Annotated in this window: 14 protein-coding genes; 8 read left to right on the forward strand and 6 right to left on the reverse strand. The window is 73.5% G+C overall.

Annotated elements, in window-relative coordinates; all coding sequences use genetic code 11:
- Nucleotides 1–89 precede the first annotated feature (89 nt).
- From QN157_02810 to QN157_02820, 3 genes are read right to left on the reverse strand one after another with little or no spacing between them, the layout of a single operon-like run.
- Entirely contained in the window at nt 90–533 is a 444-nt protein-coding gene (locus QN157_02810; GenBank protein MDR7554514.1) for a 2-oxo-4-hydroxy-4-carboxy-5-ureidoimidazoline decarboxylase, read from the reverse strand.
- Complete coding sequence (locus QN157_02815) at nt 509–811, reverse strand: hydroxyisourate hydrolase (GenBank protein ID MDR7554515.1); 303 nt, start codon at nt 809–811, stop codon at nt 509–511. The genes QN157_02810 and QN157_02815 overlap by 25 nt, the downstream gene beginning before the upstream one ends.
- A 12-nt stretch (nt 812–823) precedes the next feature.
- A complete protein-coding gene (locus QN157_02820) occupies nt 824–1,405 on the reverse strand; it encodes a phosphoribosyltransferase family protein (protein MDR7554516.1) in 582 nt (193 codons plus the stop codon).
- A 186-nt stretch (nt 1,406–1,591) separates the two neighbouring features.
- Between QN157_02820 and ade the strand changes: the two genes are divergently transcribed.
- Nucleotides 1,592–3,307: an adenine deaminase gene (ade, locus tag QN157_02825; GenBank protein MDR7554517.1), complete on the forward strand. Its 1,716-nt coding sequence runs from the start codon at nt 1,592–1,594 to the stop codon at nt 3,305–3,307.
- Between the two features lie 100 nt (nt 3,308–3,407).
- Nucleotides 3,408–4,109, forward strand: a complete 702-nt coding sequence (locus tag QN157_02830; GenBank protein ID MDR7554518.1) for a hypothetical protein — start codon at nt 3,408–3,410, stop codon at nt 4,107–4,109.
- 165 nt (nt 4,110–4,274) lie between these two features.
- Here the strand turns inward: QN157_02830 and QN157_02835 are convergent, their stop codons facing one another.
- The 3 genes from QN157_02835 to QN157_02845 form a co-directional block, all read right to left on the reverse strand.
- Complete coding sequence (locus tag QN157_02835; GenBank protein MDR7554519.1) at nt 4,275–4,751, reverse strand: hypothetical protein; 477 nt, start codon at nt 4,749–4,751, stop codon at nt 4,275–4,277.
- Between the two features lie 70 nt (nt 4,752–4,821).
- Complete coding sequence (locus tag QN157_02840; GenBank protein ID MDR7554520.1) at nt 4,822–6,003, reverse strand: aminotransferase class I/II-fold pyridoxal phosphate-dependent enzyme; 1,182 nt, start codon at nt 6,001–6,003, stop codon at nt 4,822–4,824.
- Nucleotides 5,993–6,919, reverse strand: a complete 927-nt coding sequence (locus QN157_02845) for a DMT family transporter (GenBank protein ID MDR7554521.1) — start codon at nt 6,917–6,919, stop codon at nt 5,993–5,995. The genes QN157_02840 and QN157_02845 overlap by 11 nt, the downstream gene beginning before the upstream one ends.
- Before the next feature lie 131 nt (nt 6,920–7,050).
- On the opposite strand from QN157_02845, the gene QN157_02850 reads away from it, so the two are divergent.
- From QN157_02850 to QN157_02875, 6 genes are all read left to right on the forward strand, one after another.
- Entirely contained in the window at nt 7,051–8,844 is a 1,794-nt protein-coding gene (locus QN157_02850; GenBank protein ID MDR7554522.1) for an SLC13 family permease, read from the forward strand.
- Between the two features lie 148 nt (nt 8,845–8,992).
- The gene (locus tag QN157_02855) at nt 8,993–9,880 is read left to right on the forward strand and encodes a deoxyribonuclease IV (protein ID MDR7554523.1); all 888 of its coding nucleotides are present in this window, start codon (nt 8,993–8,995) and stop codon (nt 9,878–9,880) included.
- A gap of 142 nt (nt 9,881–10,022) precedes the next feature.
- Entirely contained in the window at nt 10,023–10,907 is an 885-nt protein-coding gene (locus QN157_02860) for an alpha/beta fold hydrolase (GenBank protein MDR7554524.1), read from the forward strand.
- Nucleotides 10,904–11,143 carry a hypothetical protein gene (locus tag QN157_02865; protein MDR7554525.1) on the forward strand — a complete coding sequence of 80 codons (240 nt, stop codon included), beginning with the start codon at nt 10,904–10,906 and terminating at the stop codon, nt 11,141–11,143. Before QN157_02860 ends, QN157_02865 begins: the two co-directional genes overlap by 4 nt.
- A gap of 294 nt (nt 11,144–11,437) precedes the next feature.
- Nucleotides 11,438–12,349: a VOC family protein gene (locus QN157_02870; protein ID MDR7554526.1), complete on the forward strand. Its 912-nt coding sequence runs from the start codon at nt 11,438–11,440 to the stop codon at nt 12,347–12,349.
- 3 nt (nt 12,350–12,352) lie between these two features.
- On the forward strand, nt 12,353–13,552 hold the full coding sequence (locus tag QN157_02875; protein ID MDR7554527.1) for a class I SAM-dependent rRNA methyltransferase: 1,200 nt from the start codon (nt 12,353–12,355) through the stop codon (nt 13,550–13,552).
- Nucleotides 13,553–13,823 lie beyond the last annotated feature (271 nt).

Raw genomic sequence — 13,823 nt, forward strand, 5'->3', positions numbered from 1 at the left:
GCGCGCTGCCCCCCGACAGGTCAGCGCACGCCCCGGCGGTATCAGGGTGCGTGGCCATGCTGGCCGCGCACCTGGCAGCCGCCGGTAGGTCAGCGCACGCCCCGGCGGTAGCGGTCTACCGCGATGGCCACCAGGTCGTCGAGGGCCCGCTGCAGCTCTTCCTCGCGCGAGTGCTGCAGGCACGCCCGCAACACCTCGAGGATCACGCGGCGCGGCCGGCGGTTGACGAACACCAGGAACCGGAACCCGAACCTGGCTTCGTAGAGCGCGTTGAGGCGCTCCAGCTCGGCCAGGATGGCGGGGTCGTCGTCGGCGCCCTGCTCGGCCGCCGACACCGGGGGCAGCTGTCGTGCGCCGATGCGGGGGTGGGCGTTGAGCGCCTCCACGAGCTCGTCCTCGGGCAACGTCCGCAGCAGCTCCCGCGCGCAGCCCAGCGGATTCTCGCACGCCGCCAGGCGGTCGACCAAGCGGGTCCGCCCGCCGAACAGCGCCGCCAGCACGTCACCGCTCAGCTGCCGCGGTAGGTCGTGCATGCGTAGGGCGCGACCAGCAGGGGAATGTGGTGGTGGCGGTGGGGCTCGGTGATCTCCACCTGGAGCTCGACGCGGGTGAAGAACGGCGAGGGTGGATAGAAGACGAGCCGGTACGTGCCGGCCTCGAGCGGCCCGCCCAGCAGGTCGGGAATGCGGCCGTCCTCGTTCGTCTCACGGGCGGCCAGCAGCGTCGCGCCCCGGTAGAGCTCGACGCGCACGCCGCGGGCGGGCAGGCCGCGCGCGGCGTCCAGCACGTGTGTGGAGAGGGACGCTGCCATGAGCCGCGCCCGCTACGGTGTCCCCGATGGCCCGGCGGCCTTGAAGATGGGGAGGACGCCCAGGTGCTGCACGTCCGGCCGCTCGTCGCCTTCCAGCAGGATGGCGGCCCTGGCCGCGACCGTCCCGCCCGCCTGCGCGACCAGCTGCGCCATGGCCTCCAGCGTCTCGCCGGTGCTGACGATGTCGTCGACGATGCCTACCTGGCGGCCGCGGAGCTTGTGGGCATCGCGGCCGTCCATGTAGAGCTCTTCCTCGGTGCGGGCCGTGATCGGCTTGTACCGCACCACCAGCGGCGACAGCATGAACGGCCGCAGCTCCTTGCGGCAGACGACGTAGGGTTTGAGCCCCAGGTGCGTGGCGATGGCGTGGGCCAGGGGGATGCCCTTGGTCTCGGTGGTGACGAAGATCTCGCACTGAGCCAGGCCGGGCGCGAGCAGGCGCGCGGCGCGGTCGATCACCTCGGTGTCGCCCAGGCTGTAGTAGTAGGCGATCCAGGTATCGGGCGCCACCTGGATCAGCGGCAGGGTGCGCACCGTCCCGGCGATCTCCAGGTCGTAGGTCGGCTGACCGTGAAACGGCAACACGTGCGACATGCTCCACCTCGATGCGTCGGCCCGACGCATGCGATCAGCCGGGCCGTAACCGCCCGGCTGGTCTCGCTAGAAAAGTTCTCGGCCGACGCCGACGACGCCTGCCGGACCGCCCTCCACGGGCGGGTGGTTGGGACCGCGGTCCGGGTCGGAGAGGGAAGCCGGCGGGCGACACGAACCTCCGGGCCAGTGGACCTGCCGCGGCTCATCCAGGTCGCCCGTGGTCGGCAGCCTGCCGACCTGCTGCTGGCGAACGCCCGCGTCGTCGACCTGTTCACCCCGGCCGTCGTGGAGGCGGACCTGCTGGTGGCCGAGGGCCGGATCGCCGGGCTGCGCCCCCGCGGCACGGCGCCGGCCGCAGCCGCGGTGATCGACCTCCGGGGCGCGTACGTGGCCCCGGGGTTCATCGATGCCCACGTCCACATCGAGAGCAGCCTGCTGACCCCACCCCAGTTCGCAGCGGCGGTGGTGCCGCGCGGCGTCACGACCGTGATCGCCGACCCTCACGAGATCGCCAACGTGCTGGGCGTGACCGGCATCCGGTACATGCTGCAGGCCGCCCGGTGGAACCCGCTGAGCGTCTACGTCATGGCGCCCTCGTGCGTGCCCGCGGGCCCCCTGGAGAGCGCCGGCGCCGAGCTCTCGGCCCTCGACCTGGAGGGGGTGCTCCAGGACCGGTGGGTCCTGGGTCTTGGCGAGATGATGAACGTACCGGGCGTGCTGGCCGCCGACCCGGAGGTGCTGGCCAAGCTGGCCGCCGCGCGCCCGCGGCCGGTGGACGGCCACGCGCCGGGTCTGGTGGGGCCCGACCTCGACGCGTACACTGCGGCGGGCATCGGCTCGGACCACGAATGCACCACGATGGAGGAAGCCCGGGAGAAGCTGCGCCGCGGCCTCATGGTCCTGATCCGCGAGGCCACCGGCGCGCGCAACCTCGAGACGCTGCTGCCCCTGGTGCATGCCGGGAACGCCCGGCGCTTTGCCTTCGCCACCGACGACCGCACGCCGCTGCATCTGCTAGACGAAGGCTCGATCGACGGCATGGTCCGGACGGCCATCGCGCGCGGCCTGGACCCGCTGGTGGCCCTGCAGCTCGCCAGCCTGAACGCCGCCGAGCACTACGGCCTGCGCGACCGGGGCGCGCTTGGCCCCGGGCGCCTGGCCGATCTGGTGGTCTTCGACGACCTGCGCGCGCCACAGCCGCGGCTGGTCTTCCGCCACGGCCGGCTGGTGGCGCGCGAGGGCGCGCTGCTGCCCTACGACCGCCCCGAGCGGCCGCCGGCGGTCCGGGGCTCGGTGAACGTGCCGCGCCACACGCTGCTGTTCCGGGTGCCCGCGCGCGGCCGCCGGCTGCGGGTGATCGACGTGATCCCCGATCAGATCACGACCGGTGTCGCCATCGTCGACGCCCGCGTCGTCGCCGGCGAGGTCGTCGCCGATCCCGCGCGCGACGTGCTGAAGCTGGCGGTGATCGAGCGGCACGCCGGCAGCGGCCGCGTGGGCATCGGGTTCGTGCGCGGCTTCGGCCTGCGGCTCGGCGCCCTGGCCTCGTCGGTGGCCCACGACGCCCACAACATCATCGTGGTCGGCGCCAGCGACGACGCCATGCGGGCGGCGGTCGACCTGGTGCTGGAGATGCAGGGCGGCCTGGCCGCCGTCGCAGGGCGGGAGACGGCGACGCTGCCGCTTCCCATCGCGGGGTTGATGTCCGACCGACCGCTGGCGGAGGTGGCCGCTGCGCAGCGGCGGCTGCTGGATCTGACGCGGCGCATGGGGAGCCGGCTAGCCGATCCATTCATGACGCTGTCGTTCATGGCGCTGTCGGTGGTGCCGGCCCTGAAGCTCACCGACCGGGGGCTGGTGGACGTGACGCGGGGCGAGGTGGTGGACGTCTTCGTGGAGTAGCGACAGACCTACAACGACCGTCGTGGCGTTGCGAGAGTCCGGCGTGCGTGCTATATAATCCCTGGTCGTCTGGCGTCGCACAACTATCAGGAGGTGACTGATGCGCACGTTGGCTGTTCTGACCCTGGCCCTGACGCTGACAGGCCTCACGGGTATGCCCGCTGCGGCCCAGAACGGGCCGTACCAGTGGTGGGTGCAATTGCGGTACTGGGGGTCCGGACTCGACTTCGGCAACCCGGCGCCGCCCAGCGCCCATGACAACGGCAGCGGGTGGGGTGGCACGGTGCGCCTCGACCACCGTACGATGCCGTGGTCGCTGTCCTTCCGGTACGATACGCTGAGCATCACGCCGAACAACTGGGTCTGGGACCGCTTCTCGGTGTGGGACGCCAGCGTGCACTACCGGTTCGGCCCGAGCCTCGACTCCTACTTCGGACTTCTCGCCGGCTGGCAGGGCACCAGCCTCAACGCGCCCGGCAGTCCCCCCAACACCGGGTCGGCCACCGGGCTGCGCCTGGGCGTGGAGGCGCTTCACCGCAGCGGTCCTTGGTACTTCACGGGAGAAGCATCGTACGCCTGGTTGACGAACAGCGGCTTCACGGGCTTTAATCTTGCGAACGGGAACGCCACCGATCTGCGCGCTGCGCTCGGCTACGAGTTCCAGGGTGGCTGGGGGCTCGAGGTAGGGTGGCGCCAGTACACCTGGCGGATCCCCGATGCCCCGGGGTCGGGCTGCCCCACCGCGCCAGGGTGTGAATTTCGGTTCAGCGGGATTACCGCGGCTCTGACGTTTCGAAGGTAGTCGCACGCGAACAGCGTGCAGTGACGCATGCGGAGGGCCGGGATCTCGCCCGGCCCTCCGCATGAGCAGCTCGGGGTACAACACCGCGGCACGAGCGGCGAGGTGGCGTGCGCCGCGAACCGCGAGACGGTTCGTGAGCGTACCGGCAGGGTGAACCGGTCTCCCTCAGGACGGCCGGTCGCAGGACGTCTCGCGCGCCGCAGCGACAAGGTCCCGAAGTACCTCTCCGACCTGTCCCACCTGCGTCGCCCGCACCAGCAAGTGCTCGTGGTGGAACGACGGGAGCACCTGCGCCTGAATGCCCGCCCGTGTCAGCGCTGCCGCCACGGCCGGCAGGTAGTCCGGCCCGGTGGGATCGCGGTGCGCGTCCAGCACCATGAGCCGGTAGCCGGCCTCCACCTGCGCGCGAGGGAACCGGTGCGCGACCTTTGCCCACTCGTCGGCGGCCAGGACCGCCCGCACCTCCCGCCCTCCCACCTGCACGAAGAACGGCGCCAGCAGGCTCGCCAGCGCCAGGCGCAGGCTGGGCCCGTAGGCGGCCGCGACGCGCACGACGGCGAACTCCCGGGGGTCGACGTCGATGCGCAGTCCGGCCAGCACGGCCGCCAGGCGCGGGTCGATGGCGTCGTCGGCGGGCTGCACGGTCAGACCGTGCCCTGCACCCCGTCCCCCCGGACGACGGACACACGATCGGCGCCGACCAGGAGCACGGTCAGGCCGCCGCACGCAGGGCCTGGTCGAAGTCGGCGATCAGGTCGCCGACGTCTTCGAGCCCCACCGAGACGCGGATCAGCCCGTCGCTGATGCCCGCACGCTGGCGGTCCTCGGCGGGAATCCCCACACTGCTGGTGGAGGCCGGATGCGTCACCAGCGTCTCCGGCCCGCCCAGGCTCACGGCCAGCAGGCAGGTGCGCAGCGCCTCGCAGGTACGCACGCCGGCGTCGAACCCCCCGCGGACCTCGAACGACAGCATGCCGCCAAAGCCGCGCATCTGCCGGACGGCCACCGCGTGCTGGGGGTGGGCGGGCAGGCCAGGGTAGTTGACGCGCGCCACCTGGGGGTGGTCGGCCAGGAACTCGGCCAGGCGCTGGGCGTTGGCGTTGTGGCGCTCCATGCGCAGCCCCAGCGTCTTCAGGCCGCGCAGCACCAGCCACGCGGCGAACGGATCGAGCACCGCACCGTACAGCCGCAGCAGCTGCCGGGCGCGCCCGACCAGCGCGGCCCGCCCTACCACGACGCCCGCCGTGACGTCGGAGTGGCCGCCCAGGTACTTGGTGGCGCTGTGCACCACCAGGTCGGCGCCCAGCGCCAGCGGCGTCTGGTTGTAGGGCGAGGCAAAGGTGCTGTCCACCACGGTGACCGCGCCGACGCGACGCGCCAGCGCCGCGACGGCGGCGATGTCGGTGACCTGCAGCAACGGGTTGTTGGGCGTCTCCACGTAGAGCAGGCGCGTGTGCGGCCGCAGCGCCGCCTCGTAGGCCGCCGGATCGACCGCGTCGATGAACGTGACCTCGACGCCCTGCTGGGGGAGCACGTCGCGGGCGAACTGGAACGTCGCCTGGTAGACGCCCCGGGGCATCACGGCATGGGCGCCCGGGGCGAGGGCGGCGAGGACCGCCACGCTGATGGCGCCCATGCCCGACGCGGTGGCGAGCGCGTCCTCACCCTCCTCCAGCAGCGCCAGGCGTTCCTCGAGCAGCCGCGTGGTCGGATTCCCCCACCGCGTGTAGTACCAGCCCGTGCCACGGTCGGCACCCAGCGCCGCGCCCTCGGCCATCGTCGCGTACCAGAAGGTGGACGTCTGGTAGATCGGCGGGCCCACCGCACGCAGCGGATCGCGCACAGTCCCGCCGTGGATCGCGCGGGTCTGGAACCCTCGGGGATCAGTGGTCATGGTCTGGACGCTCCTCGTCGGCACCGTTCCTCATCTCCGCAATCACGATCCCCGCCAGGATCAGCCCGGCGCCCCACGCCTGCCGCGCCGCGAGCGCCTCACCCAGCAGCACGGCGGCCGTGCCAGCCGCGGCCACGGGCTCGAACGCGAACATCAACCCGACGTGGGCGGGGCTGGTGAAGCGCTGGGCCCACCCCTGCACCACCAGCGCGGCCACGGTGCCCGCGAGCGCCATGAACGCCACCAGCGCGTACACCGTGACCCCGGCGGCGGCCAGCGCGGGCAGCGGTCGTTCGACGATCGCCGCCGCGGCCGACAGCGCGACGACCGGCAGGACCTGCACCGTCGCCAGCACGGGCGCGGGCGCGCCGACGGCCAGTCGATCGACCAGCACGATCTGTCCCGCGAAGCAGACCGCGCAGGCCAGCACCAGCATGTCACCCGGATTGGGTCCGCCGGGCTCGACCAGGGACAGCAGGGCCAATCCCAGCGTGGCCGCCACGATCCCGACGACCACGCCAGGCCGCGGCCGCCGTCGCAGCCACAGGGCGGCCAGCAGCGGCACGAGCGCCACCGACAGCCCCGTGATGAAGCCGGCCTTGGACGCGGTCGTCACCCGCAGCCCCATGGTCTGCAACGCGTAGCCCGCGAACAGCACGACGCCGGCCAGCACGCCGAGCGTCCAGATCCCGGTCGCCGCCGCGCGCAGCCGCCCCCGCTGCCACACCAGCAGCACCACGGCGGCCATGGCGAAGCGCAGCGCGAGGTAGGTGAACGGCGGCATCGCCTCGAGCACGCGCTTGCCCAGCGGAAACGTCAACCCCCAGGCCCCGGCCACCGCCAGCAACGCGACATCGGCGGCAACGCGGCGTCCCCACCGGCCCATCACGAATGCCCGCTCTTCGCGCCGCGCCACGGCGGCTCCTGTCCTGTCGGGCGCGACCCGCGCCGTTCCGATGGTCCGTCGACGGGTGGGCACACCGGAGCTCCCCCTCCCGCAAGACCGCCCGGCAGGCCCGGTGGCCGCCGCGGGGAACATACCCGCTGATGAGCATCGAGGGCTGGATCGCCACAGGGATCCTGGTAGCGACGGTGGCGGCGTTCGCGTGGGGCCGGGCGCGGCCAGAGGTGGTCACGCTGGGCGCGGTGGCCGCGCTGGGCCTCTCGCGCATCCTGCCACCCGCCCAGGCCTTTGCGGGGTTCGGAGATCCCGCCGCGGTCACCGTGGCGCTGGTGTTCGTGCTGAGCGCGGCGATGGAGCGCACCGGCCTGGCGCACCGCGCCGCGCGGTCGCTCGTGGGCGCCGTCGGCGACGGGGAAGGACGGCTGATGGCCGCGCTGATGGTGCTGGCCGGCCTGCTGGCCGGGGTCATGAACAACATCGGCGCCATGGCCGTGCTGATGCCGGTGGCCATCGCCGTGGCCCGTGAAGCCAGCATCAGCCCCGCGCGGCTGCTGATGCCGCTCGCCATCGCGATCCGCCAGGGCGGCGCCCTCACCCTGATCGCGGGGCCGTCGAACCTGGTCGTGAGCGGCCTGCTGGCCGCAGCCGGCTACGGGGCGCTCCACTTCTTCTCGTACCTGCCGGTGGGCCTCGCGCTGCTGGCGGTGGCCATGGCCTTCATGCTCACCGCGGGCCGTCGTCTGCTGCCCACGCGGCCCGTGCCGCCGCACGCCGGCCGACCGCGCCGTCGCGACCTCCCCGACGAGTACCGGCTCGCTGAGCGGCTGTTCCGGCTGCGCGTCGACGACGACTCGCCCCTGGCACGACGGACGCTGGCCGAGAGCGCGCTCGGCCACGCCTTCCGCCTCCACGTGCTGGCCATCCAGCGCGGTCGCCGGCGCATCGTGGCGCCGCCCCCACAGGAGCGCGTGCTACCCGGCGACGTGCTGGTCGTCCAGGGACGCCCGGAGGACCTCGAGCGGCTCCAGCACCTGGGCCCGATCGAGACCGTCACACGCGACGCGAGCCGTGCAGAGCCGCTGGAGACCGACGGGATCGGGCTGGTCGAGGCGGTGCTGGCACCGCGCGCCGAGCTGGCCGGCAAGACGCTGCGCGACCTGGCGTTCCGCCAGCACTACGGCCTCAACGTCGTCGCTATCTGGCGCGAGGGCCGTCCCTATCGCACCGGGCTGGGCGAGATCGCCTTGCGCTGGGGGGATGCGCTGCTGATCCAGGGGCCGCGCGACCGCTTGCGGGCGCTGCGTGCCGATCCCGCCTTCATCGTCCTCGAGGAACCGCAGGCGCCGCGCACGGCCCGCGCGGGCGTGGCGGCCGCCGCCGTGGCGGTGTTGGTCGCGCTGGCCAGCACGGGGCAGGTCCCGGTGGCGCTGGCCGCGCTCCTGGCCGCCGGTGTGGCCGTCGTCGGCGGGGCCGTCACGGTGGAGGAAGCCATCGGCGCCGTGGACTGGCGGACCGTGATCACCATCGGCGGGCTGCTGCCCCTGGGGGCGGCGCTCCAGGCCACAGGGGCAGCGGCGGCCATCGCGCGCAGCGGGCTGGCGGTGGCGGGCGCGTCGCCCCTCGGGGCGTTGGTCGCCACGTTCGTGGCGGCCGCGGGCATCGGGCACTTCGTGCCCAGTATCCCCACGACGATCCTGCTGGCGCCCATCGCCCTGGACCTGGCCAGGACACTGGGCGCCAACCCGGTGCCGTTCATGATCGTCGTCTCGTGCGCCAGCAGCACCACGCTGCTCACGCCCATCAGCCACCCCGTCAGCCTGATGATCATGGGCCCGGGGGACTACCAGTTCGGCGACTACGTCCGTGTGGGCGCGCCCCTGGCCGTGGTGCTCAGCATCACCCTGATCGCGGTGGCCGTGCTGGTGTGGGGCCTGTAGAGCCAAGGCGCGTTGCGCCGCAGGCGCCCGGATCCTGGCGGCCCGCGCCCGCGTCCAAGCCGTCTGCGCCCGCGCCCCGGCAGGCCGTCGCCTCGCACGAGCAGACATGAGCAGGGCCGCCCTGCGCGCCCACAGAAGAGCACGACGCATGCGGATCGGCGCGCACGTCTCCATCAGCGGCCAGATCGATCGGGCGATCGACCGCGCCCTGGCTCTGGGGTGCGAGTGCCTGCAGATCTTCTGGGGCTCCCCGCGGCAGTGGCGTCCGGCGGCCTACCCCGAGGACGCGCTGGACCGGTTCGCCGCCAAACGCCGGGCGGCCGGGCTCGATCCCCTGGTGGTGCACGCTGCCTACCTGGTGAACCCGGCGGCCGCCGACCGGGCGCTGTGGCGTCGCTCGATCGCCTCGCTGCTGGCCAGCGCCCGCGGCGCCGAGCGGCTTGGCGGGCTGGCGGTCGTCACGCACCTCGGAAGCGCGGGCGGCGGCCGCGGCCTTGCGCTCCGGCGGGTGGCCGCCGCCGTCGGCGAGGTCCTCGACGCCACGCAGCGGGTGTGCGTGCTGCTGGAGAACAGCGCGGGCGGCGGCGGACAGCTGGGCGCGTCGCTGGACGAGCTGGCCGCGGTCCTTGACCGGTTGGGCGGCCACCCCCGTGTGGGCGTCTGCCTGGACACGGCCCATCTGTTCGCCGCAGGATGGGATCTCCGCACGGCGGCCGGTGTGGACGCGACGGTCGCCGCCTGCGACCGCGCGTTTGGCTGGGCCCGGGTACGGTTCATGCACCTGAACGACTCGAAGGCACCGCTGGGCTCGCACCGTGACCGGCACGAGAACATCGGCGAGGGCGAGATCGGGATCGAGGGGTTCCGCGTGCTGCTGCGTCATCCCGGCATGCGTCACCTCGCGGGCGTCATCGAGACGCCGGGGTTCGATCGCACCGGTCCCGACCGACGGAACCTCCAGCGCCTGAAGCGGTTGCGGGCGCCAGGCCGCCACAGAGCGCGGCCCACGAGCGCGCGCACAGGGGGGACGGCATGACTGCCGCGTGCGGCGTGCATCCGGCTGCAGGTCCAGACGCTGGGGACGCAACGCGCAGGCCCGGCGGTGATGCTGATGGCGGACTGCAGGTCCGGGCACTGCGGGCACGCACGGGGCAGGGACGAGAGCAGGGACGATTAGCGTGACTGCTGAGCACATCGTGCAGGTGCAGGGGGTGCCGCTGCGCTACCGGCAGGAAGGGAGCGGGCCGGCCGTGCTCCTGCTGCACGGTGTGGGTGCGTCGCTGGAGTTCTGGGACTGGACCGTCCCGGTGCTGCGCGACGCGTTCACTACCCTGGCGGTGGACCTGCCAGGCTTTGGCAAGTCCGCGTTTACGCCCGCGGTCCTGTCGCCCCAGCGCGCTGCGCAGTTCGTGTGGGCGTTCCTCGACGCGGTGGGCGTCGAACGGGTGGCGCTCGTGGGATCGTCGCTGGGCGGTACCCTCGCCGTGCTGGCGGCGGGCGCGGCGCCCCGGCGTGTCTGGGCCCTGGCGCTCGCCGCACCCGGTGGCTTCGGACGCGAGGTGAGCGTGCTGCTGCGCCTGGCCACGCTCCCCGGCGTGGGCGAGGCGCTGGTGGCGGCGGCCCGTCGCGCACCTCGCCTGGCCCTCGCGCGCGTCTTCGCCGATTCGCGCCGCATCCCGCCCACGTTGATCGCGACGGTGCAGGCGCACGCCGCGCGCGGCACACCGGGCCGCGCCTACCTTGAGGTGTTGCGCTACGCCCTGACCCTGCGGGGCGTGCGCCCGGCGCTGGTGGCTGCCGTCCGCGCCGCCGCGGCGCGCATCGAGGCACCCACCCTCGTCGTGTGGGGCGCACGCGACCGCGTGATCCCGCCGGCCCACGCCGCCACGGTGGCAGCCAGCATCCCGCAGGCACAGGTCCGGGTGCTGCACGGCTGCGGGCACCTGCCGATCGTCGAGGCGGCCGAGACGTTCACCGCGTTGCTCGCCTCGTTCCTGCGTGACGCCGCCGGCCGGTCCGCTGCCGACGTCGCCGCGCCTGCCCGCGGGAGGCGCGGCCCGTGAGCGGCATCGCCTGCGCCCACCACCCGGACCGCACGGCCATGGGCTACTGCGCCGGCTGCGGCAAAGCCCTCTGCCGTGCGTGCATCGTCCGCCTGCCGGAGGGCAACTACTGCAACGCCTGCGCCAGCGCACCCGACCACCGGCCGCAGGCGTCCGCGCGCCGCACCCGCGCGTGGGTGTGGGCAGCCGTGGCCGCGCTGGCGGTGGTGCTGTACGCGCTCTCACGCCTGCTATGAGCCAGGGTGCTACTCCGGCCACCGGCCGCGGTACGCGCCGATGCCCCGCCGCGCACGGGCGCACAGGGCCGGGCAGGGACGGATCGTTCCTCCTTACGGCGCCGATCATGGCACGCGCGAACGCCTCCGGTACGCTTGGCGCTGACCAGGGATACACTGTTCCTGCTGCGGGTAGTACGGGAAGCCACCGACGGTGCCCGGGGGGCGGTTCTACAGGACACCGTGAAGAAGGGAGGGATAGTCTGGCAACTGTCTTGAGCGTCCTCGCATCGCCGAGGCAGTAGCCAGGGACCTATGCCCGCGATCGACCCGGGAACCCGACTCGGCCCGGTCCTGCTCACCGTGGCGGACCTCGAACGCTCCCTGCGGTTCTACCGCGAGGTGCTCGGGCTACGCCTGCGAGAACACCAGGACGATGTCGCCGTCTTGACCGCCGATGGCACTGCGCCGCTGGTAGTACTGGTGGCCCTGCCGGGCGCGCGGCCTCAGCCGCGCCGGACCACCGGCCTGTACCATTTCGCGGTGCTCCATCCCAACCGGCGCGAGCTCGCCCGGGCGCTTGCGCGGCTCCTCCAGGCGCGCTACCCGCTGCAGGGCGCCTCGGACCACCGGGTGAGCGAGGCGCTCTACCTCGCCGACCCCGACGGGCACGGCATCGAGCTCTACGCCGACCGGCCGCGGGACCAGTGGCCTACTACCGGGCGCGGTGTGGCCATGACCACCGAGCCGCTCGACCTGGACGACCTGCTCGCCACCCTCGATGACACCCTTGACGACGCGCCCACCGCCGCGACCGATGCCATCTCCCCGCAGGCGCGCATCGGGCACGTGCACCTGCGCGTGGCCAACCTGAAGGACGCCGAAGCGTTCTACCACGGGCGGCTGGGCTTCGAGGTCACGCAGCGCGACTACCCCGGCGCGCTGTTCCTGGCCGCCGGCGGCTACCACCACCACATCGGCGCGAACATCTGGGGCAGCCGGGGAGCCCCACCGCCTCCCCCCGATGCCGTGGGCCTGCGGGCGTTCACCATCGTGTTGCCCGATGCCGCAGCGGCCCGTGCCGTCCTGGCGCGGCTCGATCCGCCCGCCAGGGAGAGTCCGGCCGGGTGGTTCACCCGCGATCCGTTCGGCATCGGCGTCCTCCTGGCGGTCGAGGGCGCCGCGGCGCGCACGGAGGACCTGCGCGCCGTGGCCCTGGGACCCTAGCGCATGGCTTCCGCGCTCGCGGAGCGCGTCGCCGGCCGCGTCCGCCTGACCCCATCGGGCGAGCGCCGGCTGGCCGCGGGGCACCTGTGGGTCTTCGACGGCGAGGTGGCCGCGCTCGACGGCCAGCCGGGCCCCGGCGACGTGGTCGACGTGGCCTCCCGGCGGGGCCGCTTCCTGGGGCGCGGCGACTTCAACCCGCACTCGCGCATTCGCGTCCGTCTCCTGACGCGGCGAGACGAGGCGGTCGACGAGGCGTTGCTGACCCGGCGCCTGCGGGCGGCCCTGGCCCTGCGCGCCCGCGTGGTGGCCGAGACGACCGCCTGCCGCCTGGTGTTCGGCGAGGGCGACCTGCTCCCCGGCCTGGTGGTGGACCGGTACGGCGACGTGCTGGTCATGCAGACGCTGACGGCGGGCATGGAGCGCCGCCGTGCCGCGCTGGCGGCCCTGCTGCAGACCCTGACCGGGGCACAGGCGGTGTACCTGCGCAACGACGCCAGGGTGCGCGCCCTGGAGGGCCTGCCGCGCTACCAGGAGTTCGCGATCGGCGAGGCGCCCACGCGCGTGGAGGTCGTCGAGGGGCCGGCGCGTTTCGTCGTGGACATCGCCCGCGGCCAGAAGACCGGCTGGTTCTGCGACCAGCGGGAGAACCGCCTCGCCATCGCCCCGCTGGCACGCGGGGCGCGGGTGCTGGACGCGTTCTGCTACACGGGGGCGTTCGGGGTGCAGGCGGCACTCGCCGGCGCCGAGGCGGTACTGGGACTGGACGTGTCGCCGGACGCGGTCGCTGCCGCGCAGGAGCACGCCGCGCGCAACGGGGTCGCCGCACGCTGCACCTGGCAGCCAGGCGACGCCTTCGAGGCGATGCGGCGCCTGCTGGGCGCCGGCGAGCGGTTCGACCTGGTGATCCTCGACCCACCGGCGTTCGCGCGCACCAAGGAGGCCGTACCCCGTGCGCTGGCCGGCTACAAGGAGGTGAACCTGAGCGCGCTGCGGCTGCTGCGAAGCGAGGGCTTCCTCGTCAGCTGCTCGTGTTCGTGGCACGTGGACGAGCAGATGCTCTGGGGCGCCATCCTGGACGCGGCCCGCGACGCCCGGCGCGACCTGCGCCTGGTGGAGTTCCGCTCGCAGGCCCGCGACCATCCCATGCTGGCGACGATGCCGGAGACACGCTACCTGAAGTGCTTCGTGCTGCAGGTGTGGTGAGGCCCGCACGCGTCCGACGGCACTTTCAAGCTCGCGGATGTTGGTGTTGATGCGTTGAGCGATGAATTCCGCGACATCGTCGGGTGCACCCCCGGAATTCTCCAGGCCGGCGGCCATGGGCGTGGGCTGCTCGCAGCCATTACGGCGCGTGCGCCACCGGCCACCCGGAATCCCCCACGCAGGCGGCATGGGCGCGGACAGCCGCGGGCGCGCCCGGGCCCGTGCGAGCCCCGCGTCGCGGCCCAGGAGTAGGCGGTGCGGCCGCGAAGTA

The sequence above is a fragment of the Armatimonadota bacterium genome, from assembly GCA_031459855.1.
In the GTDB taxonomy this organism is placed as follows: Bacteria; Sysuimicrobiota; Sysuimicrobiia; order Sysuimicrobiales; family Humicultoraceae; genus Fervidifonticultor; species Fervidifonticultor primus.

What these genes read in the sequence shown, in the direction of transcription:
- QN157_02815 (MDR7554515.1), bottom strand. Translation starts at nt 811, where the DNA reads ATGGCAGCGTCCCTCTCCACACACGTGCTGGACGCCGCGCGCGGCCTG.
- QN157_02820 (MDR7554516.1), bottom strand. Translation starts at nt 1,405, where the DNA reads ATGTCGCACGTGTTGCCGTTTCACGGTCAGCCGACCTACGACCTGGAG.
- QN157_02870 (MDR7554526.1), top strand. Translation starts at nt 11,438, where the DNA reads ATGCCCGCGATCGACCCGGGAACCCGACTCGGCCCGGTCCTGCTCACC.
- QN157_02830 (MDR7554518.1), top strand. Translation starts at nt 3,408, where the DNA reads ATGCGCACGTTGGCTGTTCTGACCCTGGCCCTGACGCTGACAGGCCTC.
- QN157_02810 (MDR7554514.1), bottom strand. Translation starts at nt 533, where the DNA reads ATGCACGACCTACCGCGGCAGCTGAGCGGTGACGTGCTGGCGGCGCTG.
- QN157_02850 (MDR7554522.1), top strand. Translation starts at nt 7,051, where the DNA reads ATGAGCATCGAGGGCTGGATCGCCACAGGGATCCTGGTAGCGACGGTG.
- QN157_02840 (MDR7554520.1), bottom strand. Translation starts at nt 6,003, where the DNA reads ATGACCACTGATCCCCGAGGGTTCCAGACCCGCGCGATCCACGGCGGG.
- QN157_02875 (MDR7554527.1), top strand. Translation starts at nt 12,353, where the DNA reads ATGGCTTCCGCGCTCGCGGAGCGCGTCGCCGGCCGCGTCCGCCTGACC.
- QN157_02855 (MDR7554523.1), top strand. Translation starts at nt 8,993, where the DNA reads ATGCGGATCGGCGCGCACGTCTCCATCAGCGGCCAGATCGATCGGGCG.